Raw genomic sequence first — 21,830 nt, forward strand, 5'->3', positions numbered from 1 at the left:
GTGTTTTCAAATCCGACACTTTAGATACAAATACCCTGAGTGATATTAATATGTTATGGACGGAAAAGCAACATTAAGATTAAGAAGACCTTTAACAAATAATATCCAGAACCTTTATCATGAAAGTTACGACTTGTTGCATTGCGAATATTCTCTCAGCAAACAGGTAAACAAACAAGGTAAAGTGAATGGGAATATTCGTGCAGGTAATATTGTTGTTGCTCTACCTATTTTACCTGATGATAATATCATGACATGGGTATTTGACGTTAGCCGGAAATATAATGGAGAAATCTCTATAAATGATGCTTACGAAGAATCTTTAGAGAAGATCTATTTCGAGGAAGCACGTCCTATTGGTTTCAGATTGCATTACGAGCCGGGAGATACAACAAATGTAATCCTGCTTCTTACTATCAACGCACAACACCTGATTATCGGAGAATCCGAATATACAAACAATCGTAGGTAATGGGATTTTTCGACAGAATAAGAAAAGGTAATTTATTTTTCGGCAGAAAAGAAGTCCCGACAATGATAGTCAGATTTCTTTTCAAAGGAAAACAATATATTGTCGAGGAATTTGATCTGGATTTCAAGCAGGATGTTAGCGACAGTGGTAAACCAAACAGTTTCCCATATGGAGGGCAGATGGCTATAACTATTAGTGATATACCTGACGACAATATAAATTCGTGGATGATGGATACTCACCGGACACAAGATGGAGAGATTCATTTTCTGAGTAATGAAGGTATGATAAGAGAGGGTGCATTATTACAGATTCATTTCAAGGAAGCTTATTGCGTGAACTACCGGAAAGTAATGAATCCGAAAGGTTCAGGTGTATTGACAACCTTAGTGATATCGCCACGCATTATAAAAATGGGAAATGAAGAGTTTCGTAACAGTTGGAGCGAATAAAAAACTGATATAGATGAATTATATGCACACTATATCAGATTTTTATACTCTGCTGAAACTCGGCATATTCACAGGCGGTGAAATTACGGGTTGGGGATACATTTCCGGTGACAGCGGTTGCATATTGATAAAACCGGGCGGGCAGTATCAAAATCAGATTCCAATGGTAAGATTATACAATAATGTTTATCTGTTGGATTTTTATCTGCATAGCAAGGCTACCAAAAACATTTATATGATGGTGATCTCTGTATCAGATCATTTTCAGAAAGCAGAAAACTGTATTTATGCATTTAAGTTGGTTACCGGCTATAAATTCAATACTTTATCGTCATTTATGTCAGGTATGCAGGAACATGCAAGAAGGCGAAAATCAGTTTTCCGAAAGAAGGCGAACCGGGCTGTATTCGATGCCAGTCCTTTAAACGCGGTGACAAGAAAACATTAAAAATAAATATCTATCTATGGATACTATATACTACAAACTACCATTGAATCTCGATAACATCTTTGATGAAGATGGCGGAAAACTGCATACATGCAGTGAAATAGAATCCATAGACCAGCATATAGAACTGATCATTACTACCTGTCCGGGAGAGCACAAATTCAATAAAAATTTTGGTTGCCGTATCTGGGATATGGACTTTGAGAGAGTCGTTCTCCGCAAAAAATGGGAAGAAGAATTTACAGGACATATTGCGGATGCTATACAACGTTTCGAGTCGAGAATCAAAGATATTGAAGTCGCCATTCAGGTAATGGAAGTGACTAGAGAAGACAGTATTACGAAGACAACAGCTATTAAGAAAAAAGTAATAGTTCAGGTAAAAGGAATACTCGTTTCCTCGGGTGGATATTGTGAATTCAGGTATAAACTGTTTTTAGGACCTCTGTCAACAGAATAAAATATGATAAGGAACAACAGATATACAAATAAAAAACAAATTTTGGACAGAATGCGCCAGTTCGCAGCTAATCTGTCCGGTGTTAATCAGACCGAACTGTTGGATCCTGTTATCAACTTGTTCCTTGAATCCCTTTCCGAAGAAATTTATAAAATAGCGGGAGAAATAGACAATATTGAAAACCGCATACTCGATAAGCTATCTTCAATCCTTGTGCCGACACTAGACACTATAGCAAAGCCTGCTTATTGCATTATGCATGCATCATCTCAGAATGTTGTTACAGATATAACAGCCCAATCAGGCTTTCAGTACTATAATGGAAAACAAAACTTATCGTTTTATCCTGTTTGTAATACCAGAGTATACAACGGGCGGATAGCTTATTTTATTCATAAAGAATCTGTTTATACAATAGAGCGAGATTTATCCCGAACCTTATATTATCGCAGCCATCAGAAAAATTCACCGGATAAGAACAACTTCTGGATAGGGTTGGATTTAAATGAGAATATAGAAAACATCTGCGGCCTATCTTTTTATTTTGATTTTCATGGTGTTTTCGACAAAGACAAATATCTGAATTTATTACCGCATACTACGTGGAGCATACAAGGTAAGAAGATTCCTGTAAGTAAAGGAATATTCTCATCAAAAGACGAATATGAGAATATCACACTGGAATTATTTGCTCATAATGATTTGTCTAATAAAATTAATAAATCGGTAAAGAAACACTATAATAATTGCTTTCTTTCAATAGATAAAGATTGTTTTATAAAAGATAAAAAAGAGCCTTTTCCGAAAGAACTAACAGATAGTTTCCCTGAAAATCTTTCGACAGGGATTAATAAGCCTTTGGTATGGATAAAAGTAACCTGCCCTCAGGAAATTGCCCCCGAAATGATAGATCTCATACAGTTGGACATCAATGCATTTCCGGTTGTCAATAAAGGATTTGTCAGTAAGATAATTAGGATAAAAAAGACTACACCTGTTATTCCGCTCGATACCGGAAACGGAGAATCTTTTATTTCTGTACACAATGTCATTGATTCATCGGGAAAGAGGTATTACGATTTTCCGGTCAAAAATACATCCACGCAATCTTATGGAGTCTATGCATTGCGCAGAGGGGGGATAGAGCATTACGATAGACGGGATGCCAGAGAATATCTTATAAACGTAATAAATGACTTGAACAGGGAAATTACATCTTTTTTTAAAGATAAAGACAGTATCAAAAACGATTTGAAAAGGATAGAAACCCGGATCAATCGATTGATAAGGCAATTAAATAAAAGTCTTGCCGATAATAAATATAATTATGAAATAAAGAACTATTTGTTGCTTGATCCTGAAAAAGAAGATGAAGTATATTTTCTGGATTACTGGATAACAAACGGCACACAAGCAAATGACATAAAATCGGGAGTTGTATTCAGTATATTGTCGGATATGGCATTAATACCTTCTTCTATATACAGTCTTAACCGTACCACAGGAGGAAAATATGCACCACAGGCATCAGAAAAAGAGGTAATCTACAAAAAGAATCTTATGTCACATAATCTACTGGTGACCAACGAAGATATAGAGAAGTTTTGCACAGAAGAATTTAGAGAGTCTGTCAAAAGCGTCAGAGTATCGAAAGGTTTTATGAAAAGCGATAATCCTAAATTCGGATTCATTGAAACTACCGACGTATATCTGCTACCGATAGAAACGATGAGGGATTACATGAATGAGGCTGATAAGAATTATTATCTGAAGGCTTTGAAGGAAAAATCTCCGGCGACTTTTAATTACCGGATATTTATAGATAGAGTATTACAGAATTGAAATTAGAAAATATAAGCATATAATAAATGGAATTTGCTATTGGAAAATTTGTATTGTTATACTTACTGATGCCTATTATCGGATTGATATTGGGTGTAGTAATGGTAGTTGTAGCAAAGAAAAACAAATTACTGGCTAATAAAAAGATTATATTCTACTTTCTGTCGGCAGTTGTGATAATGGTGGTGCCTGCATTCTTAGGATTTATCGATTATTGGTTTATGCCGTATGTATATATCGGACTGATGGGATTATACCTCATTCTGGGCTATGTACATTTAGGTATCTTAGAAAAAATTATAGACGATTATGATGAAAAACCTTATTATGTAGAGTTTCTTTTTTCATTTGTGCTAATGATTGTTAGTGCTGCCTTTTTCTCATTAGCCTTTAATTTATGTAATGAATTGCAATATGGGTTGTGGGCCTCAACATGCATTATTACATTCATTTTTCCTACTCTTTTTATTAAGAGTTATGAATCTTTCATGGAAATACCATTGGAAGTTTACCGTATATGGTCCTATGACAAAGAAGAGAAGGAAATAACTATAGATGATTTCGACAAAGATAATATTATCGTAGTAGAACTTGAAATGTTCAAACAGGTAGAGGATACAGAGCCTCTTAATATCAAAGCGAAGTCATCCGAAATCACACCTTTCGGGCCATGGTTCAAAACTTTTATCAGCGATTACAATAAGAAATCCCCGCAAAGCCCGATAAGATACAAAGACAATAACGATTCCTATGGATGGATATTTTATGTGACGTCTTTTTTGGGAAGGAAGCGATATATAGACCCGGACTTGTCCTTTAGTAAAAATAAAATAAAGGAAAAGAAAATCATTATAGCTAAACGGGTGCAATACGAAGATTATACAGATTAATAATATAAAGAGAATCGACTAATGAGTGAAAATAGATATAAGCTGGTCAATTGGACAGAAGGTATGGATGTTGATTTCAAACATCTGCAACAGACTGAAAATTATTTTATTGAACGTTTAGGTGATAATCTGGCGAGCCGCCTCACAGGATATAATTACGGGCTTTTACCTTCTTTAGACCGTAAGCAGGCTTCTGGCGAATTTGATATTAGTGAAAGGGTTACTGGAAAAGTAGAGATAAGATTGAGAAGCTGCAATGGCATTACTGCCGGGGGCTATCGTATATCCTATAATCCGGTGCATTCCGAATATTTACTATATACTCACTCTTTTGATGAAGAAAAAGATAATTCAAATACAAGCTATTGGGATGTCATTCTCTCCGTCGATCCTTTCGAACGAATCCCTTCGGGCATTCCCGATAGTAAAGAAAACCCGCCACGGCACCCGGATGTAACTGAACATTATCAGTTATCGCTGGCACCGCAAGGCCATGTCAATTATGAACGTTTGGGAAGTTTTCATCTGGTAATCGGAAGAGTTCGCCAGTATGGAGGAAGATACGAAGTCGATACAAATTATATACCGCCGTGTACCAGTATGTGCAGCCATCCTGATTTGCTGAAATACTATGAGAGTTTTGGAAGTTGCCTTAATGATATCGAAAGGGCTTCAAAAATTATTATTTCAAAAATACGGAATAGGAGTCAGAACTCTCCTATAGCAAACTACATTGCTGTAATGTGTGAGAATATGATGCGCTACATTGCTAGTATTTACTTCTCTTACCGCAATACCGGCAGAGATGCACTGCCGGTAGAAATTATAAACTATTTTTCTACATTGGCACATACTTGTTATATCAGTCTGGACTTTGCCAGTAAAACCGAAAAAGAAGAACTGCTGAAATACTTCTACGAATGGAGTGATGTTACTCCCGGTTCTTTCGAAGAATTATTATCGAATACGTTGAGCATTATTTATGACCACAACAATATCCGTTCGACAATGATACAGGTCGAATCTTTCTTACAGATTATGTCAGAATTATGGCTACGATTGAGCACTCTGGAATATATCGGTCAGCACAAAGAAAATATTGTTGTATCGGAAAGAGTATATCAGCAGGAACAGGCTAAAAAAGCAGGAGGTTGGACAATTTTGGATTAAAAAGGAATGAAGAAATTACCGGACATAAATACCATTGATACTAATTTTCGGGCAGAAGTTGTAGCTTCTCACCTGATCGGTAATGCGGTAGATTCCGAAAGGCTCCTTATTGTACGCCATAAAGGGAATAAAAAAGAAGTATCTAAGGATATAGATAAACTGGACTATCAATATTCTTATTTCGATATGATGGAGTATCTGTATATATATACCAATAGGGAAAGTATATACGATTCTTTACCTGAAGGATTATTTCATCAATCGTCGACTTTAGGAAAACAAAAGAATAAGGAAGATATTATCCGCGAGATCCGGTCTGAAAGAGGAAGGGAAAAAGATATCCGTAAGTTCTTCCTGCCTTTCGAGATAGCTATCGATAAGCTATTGATAGATGCTCAGGAATATGAACAGAAATATGATAAAGTTAATTTTTATAGTAATCTAACCGATATTGTAAAAGGATACTGGAATATTCTACAATATCTGAACACAGAACAAGCTTTACTTTTTATAAAAATTGTATCTATAATAAATGAAATTCCGGGGAATTTGAACCTCACCGCAAAAGTGATGTCTATCATATTGGATTGTCCGGTAAAGATAGAGAAGGGAGAAAAATCGCGATTACATCTCGAAAAGCAGGACAAAGCAAAACTCGGGGACTGGAAACTGGGTGTAAATTCTATACTGGGTAATACTATGGAATATGGTAATCTGGATTTAATTATCAATATAGGTCCGATAAACCTTAACCAAATGAGATTATTCGAAGCAAACCGGACTAACGATCTGATACTTGCAGAACTGATCGATTTATTAATTCCTTTTAATCATAATACGGTAAAAAAATACGAAATAGCCGAGTCGGAAGCAAAATTTCGTTTATCCGGAAAAAATCATACAGCATATCTGGGCATTAACACAAGACTATAAACAAAACTAAAAAATATGGCAACACAGAATTTACTCGATGAGAAACACATTACCAATGCTATCGTATACATAGAAGGTGAAGAAGTGAATAAAGTTTCATTGTATCTGAATCAGGAATTTGGACATCACCATACATTCAGGGTAATCTTAGATTATGATATAATTAAGAAGAACTTTTTAGGTAACCCTACTGATCAGATAAACCTGATCGGCAAGACACTCGATATAGAGTTGCAGCAAGGTAATGAGCGCGGAAAGGCCTACGAATTCAGGGGCATAATCAATGATGTCCATATGGAAGGGCGGGAAGGTAAACACGGATATCTTGTTATCTGTGGATATAGTCCTACATATTTGCTGGAAAGGGGTAAACGACTTGATATTTTTGCCGATATGGGATTGCAGGAAGTATTTGAAGAAGTTACTGATGGGGTACAAGGTTCAGCGCTCTCTAAAGTAAATAGCCCGGTGTATAATGTGCCTCTGAATTTTCTGATGCAATACAATGAAAGCGACTGGGAATTTTTGCAACGCTTGTCGGCTATATCCGGAGAAACTCTGTTTTACACGGGGAGAGATCTTGTATTCGGACAGTATAAAGACTGGGCGGCAACAAATGTCATGTATGATAAAGAACTTACACATATACAGTTTGGTTCCCGTTTGCTGGCCAATAAATTTACTAATTATCAATATCTTCCGGAAAAAGATGAAACTCTTATTCAGGAATCGCCGGATAAAATAGAAAATTCGAACGAATATGTCGATTTGGCAGCACAAAAAGCTAAAACTATGGTAAAAGACAGGCCGGTTCTTATACCGCCTTCATTAGAAGTTGAAGATAAAGGAGCTTTGAACGATATGGCTGAAAGGAGAAAAGCCTCTACCGCTGCGCGCACTGTTTATATAAAAGGGATAGCAAAAACCTGCGATCCGCGTATTGGCCGCCTGATCACCATATCAATGCCGCAGGGAATGTCTGAGTTTGGCGATCTGGGTACTTACCGTGTAGTGAAAGTAACTCATACTATCGATGAGAACCATCATTATTCATGTGAATTTGAGGCAATCCCTTCAAGTCTGAAATTCTTCCCTGTTCAGGAAATTAAGATGCCGGTAGCTAGTTCATTGCTGGGCACAGTGATTAATAATGCCGATCCTGAAGGACAAGGCAGGGTTCGGGTAGAGTTTCCTTTTGCAAAAGACCGTGTAAGCGCTACATGGATGAGAGTAATGACTCCGCATGCGGGCTCAAGCGACATTGTGAATAAAAACAGAGGCATCGTATTTATTCCCGAAGAAGGCGATCAGGTAATGGTAGGCTTCGAATTTGGAGACCCTAACCGCCCATATGTGATGGGTAGCATGTTCCATGGCACAAATGGAGAAGGAGGTGGCGAAAAGAACTTCAAAAAGAGTATTATTACCCGAAGCGGTAGCAAACTGGAATTTGCCGATATAGAAGATGAAGAAAAATATACAGTCATTCTGCAACATAACGATAACAATACAGTTTCCATTTCAGTAGAAAAAGATAAAGGAACTATCCATATCGAATCTACTCAGGATATCTTCATAAAAGCACCTGAACTGATCCAGATGGAAGCAAAGCAAATCATCATGAAAGCTGAACTGATTCAGGCCACAGCCGAAGATAAAATCGAAATGGTTGCTCAAAGCATGCTTCACGCAGAAAGCGGCGATAAAGTAGAAATTCTTGGGGCAACTGTTGCACAAGAAAGTACAGGAGAATTTACCCTGAAGGGCGAAACGGTCTCTATGAAAGCTTCATCAAAAATGAATATTGACGGGGGAAGCAAAATGAATGTGAAAGCCGGAAATATTAAAATGAATCAATAAGCATATAATAAATATTTTTCACGATTTTGAAGCAGTTTATTATCAATTTGCAGATACGAATAAAAATAAAATTTTGACAATATATAATTATAAAAAACAAGTAAATGTTAATCAATTAATCTATGCGCGCACAAAATTACAAGGAGATCAATCGTGGCTACAGGAAATTTTCAGGTTATTTTATCGCTACGGTATTTTTGGGTGTATTTATTTATTTCTGTTATATCCATACTTCGGGTATAGAAGTGTCAAGGATAGTGGAGAAAACGGAAGAGTATGATAAGATTTATGTCCGCCAGATCGATCTGGCCAATCGAATCGATTCGCTCTATTATTACACTACTCTTTTCAATAACAATCTGAATGATGCTCAACTGTCACATCTCGTAAGCCGTCGCAAGCAGGACATATTCACGATTATGGACAATATGAGCGGCCGTGATGTACGACTATATCAGAAACTGATGAGTGAAGTGAATGTCTTTTTGGGAGCAAAAGACTCTATCCGTACAGCAAAAGCAGAAGAAGATATGTTGAAAGCCGATCTGTTGAGGTGTACAGAAGAAAATAAACAAACATCACGTCAGCTTAGTATTGGAGGCATAACTGTAAAAAAATAAAGTATGAAACAGAAGACTAAAAATACGAGTAACAGAAGGGAGAAGACAATCGGGCTTATCTATGTAAGTATGTTATTCATCGTTGTCACATTTATTTGTGGGTGGTGTCTATTCTATTACACCGACGGAAGCAATGAAACACGTAAAGAATTCGTGATTGCTAAAATGGATCGCATACGGGCATTCCAGAATGTACAGGCCGAACAAATAATGATCGTCGATTCTATCTACAATAAAATAAAAAGTTTTAACCTTGGCGTTAATGCCAGCTATGAAGAAAACGATATAAAATTTTACCTGAATGATATAAAAAAACTACATGAAGACAATAGTTATGACGGACGTTATAAGATATTTTCTCAGGTATCGGGTTTTTATAGTATGTGGTTTGCCGATAAAAAGGAACTTTGGAGCAAACAGCAAAATATTGTCCGCTTTCAAAAGAATCTGGAAGAATGCCGTATAGGTCTTGAAAAAAAGAAAGATGAACTAAAAAATTCAAAAAAATAGAATATGAGTAAATTGTTGAACCATCGGATTTATATTATTATCATAGCCATTGGTGTTTTACTTGCAGCTATCTTCTTTATACGTTCACAGATGTATAATAAAGAGATAATAGCCCGAGTAACCCCTATGGATATCGAATTAGGAATGCCTGTCGCATATGCAGACAGCACCAAAGGAGCCCATAAGTGGCTTTGGGAATTTGGAAACGGAGACACATCATCTGAAAAGAACGGAGAATATTATTTCCCGGAGACAGGAAAATATCAGATACGACTAACGGTCAACGACAATCTGGAAAAGAGATTTTTAGTCAATATCCGCGCTCCGAAAAAAGAGGAAGCTCCGGAACTAGTAAAAATTATTGCACCGGAAGAAGCCTTACAAGGAGAATACATTACTTTCCGAGGTGAGGGCCCTTCTAAAGAATGGCGCTGGGAATTCGGCGAAACAGGAGATGTCGATGCTATGGAAAAAACGGCTATCTATAAATATGAGCTTGCAGGGCGCTATACGGTTTCGTTGAGAACGGAAGATACGCAATATCCGGTCATACATACAATCGAAATCCTGCCTCAATATACAGAAGCGGATACAGAAGATGTAAGTTCAATCATAGCAAATGATATAAAAGAAAAACTACAGGCGATAATCGATCAAAAACCGTTTAATAAGAATTACAATCATATATTGACTAGTTACCTGTGCAACAATCCTAATACTATGGTAATTATAAATAATGACAAGAGAAACGATTTCTATTCTTACTGTCAGGGATTGAAGATTATTGGTAAGCAAAGCACTATTATAGAAAAGGTAGTGATAGACATAGAGGATACAGACACCTGTATAAAGAAATTAATAATAGTACAAACTGACTTTTAACTGAAACAATGCTTTACAAAAAATACATATTATTCGTTTTGGCCTTAACAGGAATCTTATTATATATGTCCTCATGTGGCCATGTACACCGTTTTACACGCGTAAAGAAAATTCCACGGGAATACTCCCTGAACTATTGTGGAGGCGATATTAAAGCCCCTAAAACCGACTTGAATAAAAAACCCTGGATAGTCTATTCCGACAGAGATAAGAATCAGTCTTTCCATAATGCCGGAGGCAAGGTTAAAGCCAAAGATGTGGAATACCTTGAACCGTTCTTGGTTATTGGCCAGAAAGGTGAATACCTTAAACTTATAAAATACACCCCTGATATACTTAAAAATGGTAAACTGGAGTATAAAAATGCCGAATATTACGGATGGATGCATATGTCGAAACTATTGCTCAATCATCAATCGGTGACTGATATTGCTAGTGGTAAGAAGAATAAAATGCTGGCTGTATTTTCAGATACTGTATTTATTAACGAACCTGAAAAGTTTTTCGCAAGCGATTTGATCAAAATTTATAAAGACTTGGACTATAAATCCCAGTCTGCAGCTATTCTTCCGTATAGTGTGGTTTATCAGTTGAAAGAGTCAGAAGACCATACAATGACACTGATAGGAAGAAAACCTTATATAAAACCGGAAGAAGTAAAAACAGACGTATTGGGCTGGATAGATAATGCCTTGATAAAAGATATTGGCACAGGATTACATGTGAATCTCAAAGGTGTGCCCGAAGAAGCAAAAGAATATACTTTGAAGAAGAACGAAAATCTTGCCTTAACGGAAGATATGATCGATGCCGGAAATATGCTGGCAGAGCAATACAAGACATTAAAATATAATCCGGTATCTTCTTATTCTTCCCAGAATATGTTGACGGCATTCAAAACACGCATGGTATTGCCTATATTCGATTATAGTGATAATTATGTATTTAATGTAGATGGGAATCCTGTATCGCACAAGAAATTTAAGGCAGTTGCCAAGAAGCTGAATAAGATAAATATATCATTTGTATTCGATGGAGGAGAAAAGACAATTGCTCAATTCCCGCAGATTGTAAATGCTTTACAAAATATGAAATCTATTTTTGAACAATCGGACGATAATTATCAATATCAGTTCAATACTGTAATGACCTTTGACGAATCAGGAAATATATTACGTCCTGTAAATACGGAATTTACGAATGATTACACCCAACTAATCAATTTCTTATCGCACAAGGCTAATCAGCATCAAAAGTTACGTCCGATAATGCTGGCTCGCAATTCCTGGATGGCATTGCGTAAATCTGTTGAATTATTTGAAAAGGAAAAACAGGCTACAAATCTGATTGTCTTGGTTGGCGACAAGAGGGTTACCAACAATGCAATAGATTCACTCTTGGTGAACAGAATGATAAAAAATAACTGCCGTCTTATCGGATTCCAGGTATATGGCGGAGAAGGAGATGATTACAATAATTTCGTGCTCGATATTGAAGATGTAATCAGTGCATATTCCAAAAAGATGCTTAAAACAAAGCGTGAAATAATGGCTTCACCCGAACAGATAAGACGAGCGAATTATTATATCCCGGCCGGAGGAAAAACCAATGGTTACCGTTTGGATTTCCCTGATAATAGTGTAACACAGGGAGCTCTATTCTTCCCGCAGAAGAATGAAATGCTGCCAATGGAGGTACTGGCAAATAATGTCGATACCATTATTCAGCAGGTGAAAATGGACAATAAAGATGTTGTCGGACATATGGCAAAGGCATTCCGTTCGGTAGGTAATAACCGTACAAAGTTTGACAGTCTCTATGTAAGAAGCAATAATATCGACACATTGGGCATATCGCGTAAAAGACTGGTCACAAGCTTTGTTAACGATGTTCCCGGATGGTATATCCCGTCAAAGGTTGTTGTTTTGAGTGATTCGGTGAATAAACTACAGAATTACAATCTGATGTTATCAGAGCAGGAGATGACTGAAATAAAAGAGTTCATAGTTCGTCTGTCTGAAAAAGAGGTCGATTACGTTTACAAGCAAAAGAAAAGAGACGCATCGAAACGTAAGCCTTGTAATTGTCCGGAAGATGATTTGTTTCTAGAGCTTGAACGTGAAGCTATGATGAATGATACAATTAATAATGAAGCGTCTTCCAAGACTTATATCAATACGAAAAAGATTCGTAAACATTTGGAACAGGCATTTATCGATCCGATAAAGTATTGTAAGCTATGTAAAGAAAAGAGCGGTAATTTGAAATTCCTTACTTTGGCTGAGGCCCAATTCAGAATAACGGGATGTCCGACGTCTAAAGTTGAACTTAATACTATCAAAATAAAAGACTTGAAGGATAAGAAAAAAGTATCCGACAAAACTTTAGATGAATTAATCACTTATTACAAAAAAATGAAAAAAGAGTTGGATAAGGCCGAAAAGTTTGAATCTAACGGGGAGATTTATTATTGGGTAGACAGAAGATTATTGCCATAAGTTGGCATAAAAACGGATTGCGCAGGATAGATGAAAAGTAAGGAAGCCATAAGGAAGGACATAGTACACTATGCCAATTTGCTTTGGGACGTAAATAATATCAATAATATGAATTCATTGGTTCAGTTGATGATTGAAGAAACTAGCCATGAATTATTTTTGCTGGACAACAAACTTGAAGAAATAGATTATTCTGTTCTGTGTAAACTTGTTGAACGATTATCTCCTGTTATGTTCAGCTATGTACGTCCCAGTCATGCAATATTAAAGATAGATCCGGCAGAAGCTGTTTATAAATTGAATAAACACACAGGCTTTGTATTAAAACAGCTGCCGGAGCAGATAAGAAGCAGGGGGATAACCGCTGCTTCTTATACTCCTGTTACTGATATATCGTTACATAAGATAAAAATTACTCATTGCTTTTGTGATAAAGAACTTTGGGTGATAAATGAAGCCGGTGAAAGAAAAAATATATTCAATACTTCCAATAGGGCAAAATATAATACGATATGGCTTGGACTGGATATCGACCCGGAAATCAAGTCTTTAAAAGACTTAAGCTTTTATATGGATTTTTGTCATTTGCCCAATCATCATGAATATTATGATATATTAAATGAGGTTCGATGGAATTTCGATAACCAGTTAGTCAAAGTAAGAAAAGGAATTCCCGATAAACAAAATAAAGTCCTCAATAAGGGAGAAAGAGATATTCTTGATTTTTACGAAGATCATTTCTATACTATAGCAACCGAAATAAATCTTCGTGATCTCCATAAAAAAAGCCTTCCGGATGAGTTAGCAGATATTATCGGATATGAATCTATATCGTTACCTTCATTATATTGGATATCACTCTCATTCCCTGCTGATTTTCAACAGGAAGATATAAAAAGAATGTCTATAATGCTTAATGCCTTTCCGGTTATGGACAGGAATTATAATGAATTAGAGATTTACGAAAAAGACCTTGGACGAAGTATTTCATTATCCTCTGCTATACGACAGGAATTTCTTCATATAGAATCGGTTACCGATTCAGCAGGCAATATATATCATCAAAATATAAGCAATATAGCCGAGAAAGGGAAATATACAGTAATTGCTGCGAAAAGAAAAAATATTGACGATCCACGTATAGTAGATTATCTGGAGCGTCTATCGGATATCATTCATGATGAAAGGTCTGCATTTTCAGGTATCGATAACGATAAGGTGATAGGCATTCTTAATTCAATATATTCATTACAAGACCAGGATACTCAGAAAATTGAACTTAACAGGCTGAATGAAAAACTGGAAGCAGCTTCGTTAGTACTGATACCAAAAGAAAAAGTTTCTTCCGTAAACATTTCATATTGGACCACATACGCAAATTTACTGAACGGGATATCAGCAGGCACACGACTTATGGCTAATAAAATTCCCGAACTTAATAAATCGGAGGCTATTCTTTTAACCTCGACTACAGGAGGAAAGGATTTTTTTGATCTTGAAGATTTGAAGGCAATAAACAGTTTCTATTTAACTTCAAAGGACAGGATATTGACAAAGCATAATATTTTGAGCTTTTGCCAAATTGAGATTGGTAAATATGTGGAAAGTATAGACGTAGTTCGTAAAGCTGTTATTAGCAACAAGGCTAAAGAAGGTATAGTTATGGTGATGGAGATACAAATTACACCTAAGTCTAAATATATCAATGTATTTACTCAAAGAGATACCATGAAAAATCTTCTTGTGGGATTATCAAAACGATCTCCGGAAAACTTTAATTATAGATTAAAGCTTATAATGTAATTAAGTTCTGCTGTAAATTATAAGTAGGAGAAGATAAAGTATTGTTGCATTACCATTTTTTGCTGCTTGGAAAAATAAGCGCCAATGAAAAGGAAAATAATTAAGCCGCAAATTCTGCACTGCTTGTCGATAGTGTTGTTGTGTTATTAGTTGCTTTATTGTATTTATTTTGCCTCGTATGTTATGTGACGATTTGCATTCATTTATTCCTTGTCCTATTATTCCTAATAAAATCCGGTTATTTAGTGCTTCAACAAAATCACAAAGGAGACTGTGTTTAATAATTATATCCGACATCATAGCATAAAGATTTAGCCACCGTTCATTGAGATATTCATTATAACCACCGGTAAATGATTTGGCATTCTTTTGGTAGTGATACATAGGCTCATTTATATAATATGCCCTTTTTACATCAGCAAATACTTCCATGTTGAACAAGACATCTTCGGCCGAGCCTACAACTTTCGTATCTGTAAATCTGATTTTGGAAATCACTTTACGTAAATATAGTTTTCCCCATACTGTTCCCCACGAATGAAGCAAAGTCGGGTCACGCAATTCTGGTCCAAGGGGGCCTACTATCTTACGATGTAGCGATCTGATATTCTTTTCGTCGAATAGTTTATCTTCTTCCATTAGAAAGCGCGGACTCTTCCTGCCATCCGTGAATTCGCGGATATATGCCCAAAACACTACATCAACGTTCTTACTTAAAGCCGTTTCTATTGCTTTCTCACAGGTAGTAATATCAATCCAGTCATCAGAATCGACAAACATAATCCATTCGCCTTTCGCCTCCTCCAAGCCCCTGTTGCGAGCGGAAGCTATACCGTTGTTTTCTTGAGTAATTACTTTTATACGAAGGTCTTTCTGCGAATATTTATTCAGAATAGAATTGCTATCGTCTTGTGAACCATCATCGATACAGATCACTTCTATATTACGATAAGTTTGTTGTAACAAACTATTCAAACATCTTTCTAAATAAAGACCTGCATTATAAACAGGTACAATTATGCTTATCATAAACTTTTAAAAAGCTTATCCCATTGACGGGCTATTGTGTCGATATCATATCGTTGAACATTCAGGCGGGCATTTTTTCCCATTTTTTTGCGTAGATGATCATTCTCGATCAATATTGATAATTGTTTGGCAAATAGTTCTATATTCCCGTTTTCTACCAAAAATCCGTCTTCTCCATTGCTTACTATGTCTCGTGGGCCGCACGGACAATCAAATGCCACGCAGGGAACTCCACAGGCCATAGCTTCTATGAGTACCATTCCGAAGCCCTCGAAGCGGGAAGGCAATGCATAAATGGAGGAAGATAAATACTCTTTTTGTATATCGCTGACAGGCTCTTTTATACATATTCCCTTTATATCCTCTATCAGATTACTATTATCAGAGACCGAACCATATATATCGATTCTCCAATCCGGATATTTGTGTTCAATTAATTTCCAAGCCTCAGCCAAACGATCATAACCTTTCTGTCTACACACTTTTCCAACAGCAATGATACGTTTATTATCTAATTTAGAGACCGAATCGGGATAAAAAGGGAGCGGATTAGGTATTATTTCTACATTTGCGGATTTCCATTGCTGCTTGTTGTCATTTGTCAGTATAATAAACCTGTCATAGAGCCTACACCCTATATTCATCAATAAAAAGGATATTCTTTGTTTTAGATTAGGTTTTTTACCTTGGGTAACCATTTCTTTCGAGACATGCCTTTCATAGATTATCTTAGCTTTTCCTCCGACCCAGAGCGGAACGAAGAAGCCTTTTAGTCCATCATCACAAACAGAAACAACATCAGGATTAAAATCCTTCACGATACGACGTATACCCGAAAAATATTCGAAACGACTAATGGTCGTATCTATCGAATGAAAAACTATTTTTGAACTGAATTTATAGAATGGTTCTTTTCCTTTCTCGTTAAGCGAAACTATACAGATATTGTAATCTAGATTTTCAGCAAGATAGGAGGCTTTCACAGACAGGACGCGTTCAAGACCGCCGATTCCCGTAAAACCATTCGTTATATACAATAACCTCATAATAAATTATATATGAGATTGATTTCTTTGGTGTTACTATAATCTGTTGCAGCCATATTTTTGCGAAACTCTTCCTGCAATGATTTATTCTTTATGAGATATTCAATTCCTGAGGCAGCACCATCAATATCCATTGGAACAATAAGCCCGTCATAACCATCTATCAATTGGCTTGCAGAAGTATTGAATGCAGTTATTACAACCGGTTTTCCCAGTACCTGAGCTTCCCTTACAGTAACCGCTTTTCCCTCATAGCGGGAAGGTTGCACATATATATCACAGGCAGCAATATAAGGATATGGGTTTGTTTTCTTTCCTAGAATGATGAAATGCTTCTGCATTCCGCACTCTTGTATTGCATTTCGGAGAATTTCTTCATCTCCATAGCCTATAGCGTACCACTTTACAGGAATACCCCTTTTTACTAAATCCGCACATATCCGCACTGCCTGATCAAATGCCTTCGGATAACAGAAGCGGCCTACAGTAAGAAGCTTTATTTGGCCATATAATTCCGGTTTTTCCAGCAGTGCTTGTTCGCGGACAAAATTTGCAGAAAGGATATTCTCAATCACAATTACCTTCTCAGACAAAGACGGAAATTTAGATATAAATGCTTTTTTCGCTTCTTTCGAAATAGCAGCAATATAGCCGTATGCACTCCACGTCTTTAATTCGCGCTCTGCATTTATAGTGACATTTGAGTAATCAGTGTGTATCCATGCAATTTTACGTTTAGCATTCACTTTATCTTTTACTATGTTATGGGGAGTTATGAAGCTTATTGCTAAATCGTATACGATATTGTTTATAGCGGGTAAAATAGGAGTGGTAGCATCGGCAACATATTGATATATCGAATAATTTTCGTCATTATTTTTATTTCTCTTGCTAAAAAATCTCGCCTGAAATTTTGCATATAACCTAGCCAAGGCCATCTTCCAATATCCTTCGCGTACAATCTGGACTATAGGACGTGTAAGTGTTGTATATATAGGATTCTCCGGCAGTAAGTTTACTTTAGAAGGAATGAACTGCATCAATTCTCCCGAATGGCGATATATAAAAAGATCTACATCGAGGCGTGAATAGTCTATACTATCCAGAAGACCGAGCAACGAACGTTCTACTCCCCCGATCTCCATATATTGAATTGAAATAAATAACCGTTTCTTCATTTTTTTAATAACCTGACGAACATCGGTTTAATATAAGTGAATAAAAATCTTTGCATCTCTTCGGTTTTACCAAATATCAAATAATAGAATAACACCGGTGTGATTAAAGAAATCATACCTTTTAGAATAATATCGATAAGCGAGTTGTTACTTATAAGATGACATAAGCAATATGCTACTGCCCATGAAATAAGTGCAATCAAAGTATATTTCGCATATCTTATGAAATAAAGCCGGAGTGGCTTCTTGAATGTATGTCTGTAAACAAGATATGGGAATTGCCAAAACCCTATAGATAGTATGCTAATGGTGAATGCAAGCAGGACCCCTGTTATACCCCAGAATTGTACCAAGATAAGTGATAAGATAATATTTAGACAACCCTGTATAAGTGGCGAGAAACGATCTTGTGTAAAAATTCCTGATTTTACCTTGAAAATTTGTACGGAAACACGCATTCCCATAATATAAAGATTGATCAGAATAATGGCTACAGTGGCCGCATCTAATAAATACTCTGAACCCAGCCACCATACAATAAATGGATTAATCGTATTTGAAAGGATAATGACAGGCAGAGAAACTATGATAAAATTCAGCAGGAATATAGTATTGAAAACCTCATTCACGCGGCTGTCACTTTCGGTAGCGATAAGGTTGCCTACACTCTCGGAAAAACTATTTAGAGTCTGTGTGATAAGGCTGTTTATATAGCTTGTTATCAATGTATAATTGGAATATAAACCGACTACGGCGATGCTGACAAATGAAGAAATAACTATATTACCTGTAGAATGCATTAAATAACCGCCTAAACTATGTAAAAAAAGTGCCTTGGAATTCGTAATAATTTGCTTTCGCGTAGACTTATCGACTTCGTATCTTACTTTAGTTTTGATATATGAATATAAACGATTAACTTTTTGAGTGATTGCAACATTGTATCCGACAAGAAAGAGCGATTCCAGAAGCAGGTATAAAATGTAATTTTTTGTATAATAGAGAATGGCTAATTTAGTCAGATTTACTCCTATCTGATATCCAAGATTGATTGCAGCGAGTTTATATTGTTTCTGATCTGCATTGATTAATGACCATTTATAAGCAGCAAAATAGGGAACTATACTGTTAAAAAGGAAAATGAAAAATACTATAGAAACATATTCCAGTGAATCCCCGTCTTTAATAAAGACATCGAGAAAAGGGTATATCGCCAGCCCCATAATCAGTATACCGAGACTGATGTAACGATATATTTTCCGGTATAATTGGATGAGCGCAATAATACGCGGTTCATCTTTTTCGGCTAGCGGTTTGTACAGATTGTAAACAATGCTGGTTCCGAAACCGCCTTCGAGTAAAGAAACCACTCCCAGAATATTTAGGAGCAGGCCATTCAGCCCGAGATATTGAACACCGATATTATCTACGAAGACTTTTCGGGTGACAAAACCCAGAAGAGTCATCGCAAACATGATTGAAAGACTGGCAATAAAATTCTTCCGGGAGTTATCGGTTCGCATATGCGTTGAGCTCTTTTGATAACTTTAGTGCAATCCCCTGAGCAAAAGGCATAACTGAAAAAGTGGTGGAATAATAACCAATACCTTTCGTATCGCCCTGACATAAATCTATTGCACCTGTTCTGCGGGTTGATGCCATTAATTGTTTTTCTGCACGAAAAGCAGCATCCAGAAATCGGGAATCAGAACTGATACGGTACGCATTTATCATTAACAAACCTATCAGGGCCGTACCGGATGATTCGCTTACAGCTTCTTTATTGAAAAACATAGCCCCGAATCCTCCTTCTGCTTTTTGATAAGGCAATAGTTCTTCTGCTAATGAAATGATACGGTTATTTAATAATCCTTTTGTATTGGATTCCACAAGTCCGAGAATATACCACCCAATGCCGCGTGCCCAGTCATATATTCCTAAAGGTACATTATGGATTATGTCGTATGCATGCGAGGGGATAGAAGTACCTGATAGTTTTGCCTTGTCATATTCCACTATTTGCTTCATAGCAAGCTCTGATTCTCCGCAGTGGAAAAGAAAAGGTACAGCCATTCCTATAGTATCTACAAACCTCACATTGGGAATGGTTGATCTGTAAGGAATAGTCGTTTGTTTACCTTTCAAATTCAACAAAAGCGAAAGAATTGATGCCTCAGCCTTTTGAGATAATACTCCGTTTTTTTTCAGAACGTATGCCAATAATACTTCATCTATATGAGCAGGCTCTACTTTCCAATCATTTGTGTCGTCATCTATTACCCGGTTTGCATATTGTGCTGATTCCTCTTTGCCAAAAGCAATTAATAGTCCCGCTGCTTGCCAGCTTTGTATTGTTCTATTGCGGTATCGGCCTCGCAATACGTCGTAAAGAACCCAGTAATTGTTATCAGTCAGTTTTACCGTAGGAGACCTTCTCAACCATTTATGGGCTTTAGCTTCTATAGCCTTCTGCCACTCCAGTCGATCGTTCCACCGGCCTATGTGTATTCTAGCTTGCCATTCATAGAAGAATAAGACAAAGTCAAATCCTATAAAAATAAGGATTATGGTAAATAGTGATAAAACTAATATCATATTTTCAAAATATCATTTACAGCTTCTGCTGCTTTTGCCTTATATTGCTTCATCATTGAAGCGTAATGTTTTTTAATATCAGTTTCGTGTCTGTATAAATATTTAAAAGCTTCGGTCAGTTGATTGTCTTTTGTCAAAGACTGGACGGGTATTACATAGTTATCTTCTGTTCCGAAAATATCCCGGGCTATGCCCCTTGCTTTCACCGAATAGCCAACAACTAATGTGGGCACACTTTCGGAGTATGCGGCAATACTAGCATGTGTACGCGCTGCTACAAAGAAACGGCAGCGGGCTATATATCCTTTAAGTTCGGGCGATGTGGCATCTTCTAAGAGAATTACCCTTCCTGTATATGCAAAGTGTTCATACAGTTGCAAAAGTGGTTTTCTGTCGTCATTATGTGCCCAGACCACATGGGGGATTAAGGCTACATTCATATCTGAAGAAGTTAATATATATTCTATCAGTCTGACGTAATTCTTGAATGTAGAACCTTCATTTTTTTCGTAGCTGATAATCATTGGGCTTATATTAATCCCTACTGTATTCCCGTCTTTGAAATCTTTGGGTAGAGGGAGATCTATCCGATTAAGTTGAAAGGCAGGATCAGGAAATAAAGATACTCTCTTTAGCCCTTTTTTCTTTAAAGAATTGTAGGTAATACTCTCCCGCGCAATTATCGAATCGAAAGCAGATAAATCTTCAAAAACGACATTATTATCTATTGCATCCTGTTCTATGGAACATCCCCACAATACAGTTTTTTTCCCCATCTTCCTGATTGCCCTGTTTACCAATAAAATATGATCATTGATTCCGTAGCAATAATTATCACCACCGATACTCAACATCATATCGCTTTCCCTTGCAGCTTTGATAATCGGATCAAACACCAGCCTGTCAAATCTTTCCTGATTTCCACTTATACGGGCCTGAAGATATGGTATTGAAAAACGATTGATTGGTTTTTGGGGAGAAGATATTTTGCAAAGGTCAGATAATCCGTATCTGGTATCTTCTTCAGGGGATGAAGAAAATAAATGAAAATCTGCTTTTTCGAGCATACTTAATGTAGACCTGACTATTGCTTCGCATCCGTGATTACCACTCCCGCCGTGCGGTGAAAGAATGATCTTCAT

Annotated in this window: 20 protein-coding genes; 14 read left to right on the forward strand and 6 right to left on the reverse strand. The window is 36.6% G+C overall.

The annotated features are described in order from the left end of the window. The first annotated feature begins 55 nt into the window (after positions 1-55). From tssD (K348_RS0116680) to K348_RS0116745, 14 genes are all read left to right on the forward strand, one after another. Positions 56-472 carry a type VI secretion system tube protein TssD gene (tssD, locus tag K348_RS0116680; RefSeq protein WP_029906682.1) on the forward strand — a complete coding sequence of 139 codons (417 nt, stop codon included), beginning with the start codon at positions 56-58 and terminating at the stop codon, positions 470-472. Positions 473-534: 62 nt separating this feature from the next. After that, positions 535-924, forward strand: coding sequence for a type VI secretion system tube protein TssD (gene tssD / locus K348_RS0116685; RefSeq protein WP_156032909.1), 390 nt, complete (start codon positions 535-537; stop codon positions 922-924). A gap of 13 nt (positions 925-937) precedes the next feature. Then, the gene (locus K348_RS0116690) at positions 938-1,372 is read left to right on the forward strand and encodes a hypothetical protein (protein WP_029906684.1); all 435 of its coding nucleotides are present in this window, start codon (positions 938-940) and stop codon (positions 1,370-1,372) included. 16 nt (positions 1,373-1,388) lie between these two features. After that, positions 1,389-1,832, forward strand: a complete 444-nt coding sequence (locus K348_RS0116695) for a GPW/gp25 family protein (protein WP_029906685.1) — start codon at positions 1,389-1,391, stop codon at positions 1,830-1,832. A 51-nt stretch (positions 1,833-1,883) separates the two neighbouring features. Then, entirely contained in the window at positions 1,884-3,674 is a 1,791-nt protein-coding gene (locus K348_RS0116700; RefSeq protein WP_156032910.1) for a type VI secretion system baseplate subunit TssF, read from the forward strand. 26 nt (positions 3,675-3,700) lie between these two features. After that, on the forward strand, positions 3,701-4,564 hold the full coding sequence (locus tag K348_RS0116705; RefSeq protein ID WP_029906687.1) for a TssN family type VI secretion system protein: 864 nt from the start codon (positions 3,701-3,703) through the stop codon (positions 4,562-4,564). Positions 4,565-4,585: 21 nt separating this feature from the next. Next, the gene (locus K348_RS0116710; RefSeq protein WP_029906688.1) at positions 4,586-5,734 is read left to right on the forward strand and encodes a hypothetical protein; all 1,149 of its coding nucleotides are present in this window, start codon (positions 4,586-4,588) and stop codon (positions 5,732-5,734) included. A gap of 6 nt (positions 5,735-5,740) precedes the next feature. Continuing rightward, complete coding sequence (locus K348_RS0116715; protein WP_029906689.1) at positions 5,741-6,667, forward strand: type VI secretion system baseplate subunit TssG; 927 nt, start codon at positions 5,741-5,743, stop codon at positions 6,665-6,667. A gap of 15 nt (positions 6,668-6,682) precedes the next feature. After that, the gene (locus tag K348_RS0116720; RefSeq protein WP_029906690.1) at positions 6,683-8,527 is read left to right on the forward strand and encodes a type VI secretion system Vgr family protein; all 1,845 of its coding nucleotides are present in this window, start codon (positions 6,683-6,685) and stop codon (positions 8,525-8,527) included. Between the two features lie 122 nt (positions 8,528-8,649). Continuing rightward, complete coding sequence (gene tssO, locus K348_RS0116725) at positions 8,650-9,147, forward strand: type VI secretion system TssO (protein ID WP_029906691.1); 498 nt, start codon at positions 8,650-8,652, stop codon at positions 9,145-9,147. 3 nt (positions 9,148-9,150) lie between these two features. Further along, positions 9,151-9,657, forward strand: a complete 507-nt coding sequence (locus tag K348_RS0116730) for a type VI secretion system transmembrane protein TssO (protein WP_029906692.1) — start codon at positions 9,151-9,153, stop codon at positions 9,655-9,657. A 3-nt stretch (positions 9,658-9,660) separates the two neighbouring features. Further along, the gene (locus tag K348_RS0116735) at positions 9,661-10,539 is read left to right on the forward strand and encodes a PKD domain-containing protein (protein ID WP_029906693.1); all 879 of its coding nucleotides are present in this window, start codon (positions 9,661-9,663) and stop codon (positions 10,537-10,539) included. Positions 10,540-10,547: 8 nt separating this feature from the next. Beyond that, a complete protein-coding gene (gene tssR, locus K348_RS0116740) occupies positions 10,548-13,037 on the forward strand; it encodes a type VI secretion system protein TssR domain-containing protein (protein WP_029906694.1) in 2,490 nt (829 codons plus the stop codon). Positions 13,038-13,067: 30 nt separating this feature from the next. Then, complete coding sequence (locus K348_RS0116745) at positions 13,068-14,840, forward strand: hypothetical protein (RefSeq protein ID WP_029906695.1); 1,773 nt, start codon at positions 13,068-13,070, stop codon at positions 14,838-14,840. Here the strand turns inward: K348_RS0116745 and K348_RS0116750 are convergent, their stop codons facing one another. The 6 genes from K348_RS0116750 to K348_RS0116775 are packed head-to-tail and all read right to left on the reverse strand — an operon-like array spanning position 14,841 to position 21,830. Next, positions 14,841-15,869, reverse strand: coding sequence for a glycosyltransferase family 2 protein (locus K348_RS0116750; RefSeq protein WP_029906696.1), 1,029 nt, complete (start codon positions 15,867-15,869; stop codon positions 14,841-14,843). After that, a complete protein-coding gene (locus K348_RS0116755; protein WP_029906697.1) occupies positions 15,866-16,915 on the reverse strand; it encodes a glycosyltransferase family 4 protein in 1,050 nt (349 codons plus the stop codon). Before K348_RS0116755 ends, K348_RS0116750 begins: the two co-directional genes overlap by 4 nt. After that, positions 16,912-18,093 carry a glycosyltransferase gene (locus K348_RS0116760; protein ID WP_029906698.1) on the reverse strand — a complete coding sequence of 394 codons (1,182 nt, stop codon included), beginning with the start codon at positions 18,091-18,093 and terminating at the stop codon, positions 16,912-16,914. The genes K348_RS0116755 and K348_RS0116760 overlap by 4 nt, the downstream gene beginning before the upstream one ends. Next, entirely contained in the window at positions 18,090-19,616 is a 1,527-nt protein-coding gene (locus K348_RS0116765; RefSeq protein WP_029906699.1) for a hypothetical protein, read from the reverse strand. The genes K348_RS0116760 and K348_RS0116765 overlap by 4 nt, the downstream gene beginning before the upstream one ends. Then, positions 19,603-20,688 carry a glycoside hydrolase family 88 protein gene (locus tag K348_RS0116770; protein ID WP_029906700.1) on the reverse strand — a complete coding sequence of 362 codons (1,086 nt, stop codon included), beginning with the start codon at positions 20,686-20,688 and terminating at the stop codon, positions 19,603-19,605. Before K348_RS0116770 ends, K348_RS0116765 begins: the two co-directional genes overlap by 14 nt. Beyond that, the gene (locus K348_RS0116775) at positions 20,685-21,830 is read right to left on the reverse strand and encodes a polysaccharide pyruvyl transferase family protein (RefSeq protein ID WP_029906701.1); all 1,146 of its coding nucleotides are present in this window, start codon (positions 21,828-21,830) and stop codon (positions 20,685-20,687) included. The genes K348_RS0116770 and K348_RS0116775 overlap by 4 nt, the downstream gene beginning before the upstream one ends.

The organism is Prevotella sp. 10(H) (assembly GCF_000711235.1).
In the GTDB taxonomy this organism is placed as follows: domain Bacteria; phylum Bacteroidota; class Bacteroidia; order Bacteroidales; family Dysgonomonadaceae; genus Dysgonomonas.

Bases quoted from the DNA above. Each gene is read 5' to 3' on its own strand.
- K348_RS0116750 (WP_029906696.1), bottom strand. From the start codon at position 15,869: ATGATAAGCATAATTGTACCTGTTTATAATGCAGGTCTTTATTTAGAA.
- K348_RS0116730 (WP_029906692.1), top strand. From the start codon at position 9,151: ATGAAACAGAAGACTAAAAATACGAGTAACAGAAGGGAGAAGACAATC.
- K348_RS0116755 (WP_029906697.1), bottom strand. From the start codon at position 16,915: ATGAGGTTATTGTATATAACGAATGGTTTTACGGGAATCGGCGGTCTT.
- K348_RS0116720 (WP_029906690.1), top strand. From the start codon at position 6,683: ATGGCAACACAGAATTTACTCGATGAGAAACACATTACCAATGCTATC.
- tssD (WP_029906682.1), top strand. From the start codon at position 56: ATGGACGGAAAAGCAACATTAAGATTAAGAAGACCTTTAACAAATAAT.
- K348_RS0116770 (WP_029906700.1), bottom strand. From the start codon at position 20,688: ATGATATTAGTTTTATCACTATTTACCATAATCCTTATTTTTATAGGA.
- K348_RS0116765 (WP_029906699.1), bottom strand. From the start codon at position 19,616: ATGCGAACCGATAACTCCCGGAAGAATTTTATTGCCAGTCTTTCAATC.
- K348_RS0116695 (WP_029906685.1), top strand. From the start codon at position 1,389: ATGGATACTATATACTACAAACTACCATTGAATCTCGATAACATCTTT.
- K348_RS0116710 (WP_029906688.1), top strand. From the start codon at position 4,586: ATGAGTGAAAATAGATATAAGCTGGTCAATTGGACAGAAGGTATGGAT.
- K348_RS0116690 (WP_029906684.1), top strand. From the start codon at position 938: ATGAATTATATGCACACTATATCAGATTTTTATACTCTGCTGAAACTC.
- K348_RS0116775 (WP_029906701.1), bottom strand. From the start codon at position 21,830: ATGAAGATCATTCTTTCACCGCACGGCGGGAGTGGTAATCACGGATGC.
- tssD (WP_156032909.1), top strand. From the start codon at position 535: ATGATAGTCAGATTTCTTTTCAAAGGAAAACAATATATTGTCGAGGAA.
- K348_RS0116735 (WP_029906693.1), top strand. From the start codon at position 9,661: ATGAGTAAATTGTTGAACCATCGGATTTATATTATTATCATAGCCATT.
- K348_RS0116705 (WP_029906687.1), top strand. From the start codon at position 3,701: ATGGAATTTGCTATTGGAAAATTTGTATTGTTATACTTACTGATGCCT.
- K348_RS0116745 (WP_029906695.1), top strand. From the start codon at position 13,068: ATGAAAAGTAAGGAAGCCATAAGGAAGGACATAGTACACTATGCCAAT.
- K348_RS0116700 (WP_156032910.1), top strand. From the start codon at position 1,884: ATGCGCCAGTTCGCAGCTAATCTGTCCGGTGTTAATCAGACCGAACTG.
- K348_RS0116760 (WP_029906698.1), bottom strand. From the start codon at position 18,093: ATGAAGAAACGGTTATTTATTTCAATTCAATATATGGAGATCGGGGGA.
- tssR (WP_029906694.1), top strand. From the start codon at position 10,548: ATGCTTTACAAAAAATACATATTATTCGTTTTGGCCTTAACAGGAATC.
- K348_RS0116715 (WP_029906689.1), top strand. From the start codon at position 5,741: ATGAAGAAATTACCGGACATAAATACCATTGATACTAATTTTCGGGCA.
- tssO (WP_029906691.1), top strand. From the start codon at position 8,650: ATGCGCGCACAAAATTACAAGGAGATCAATCGTGGCTACAGGAAATTT.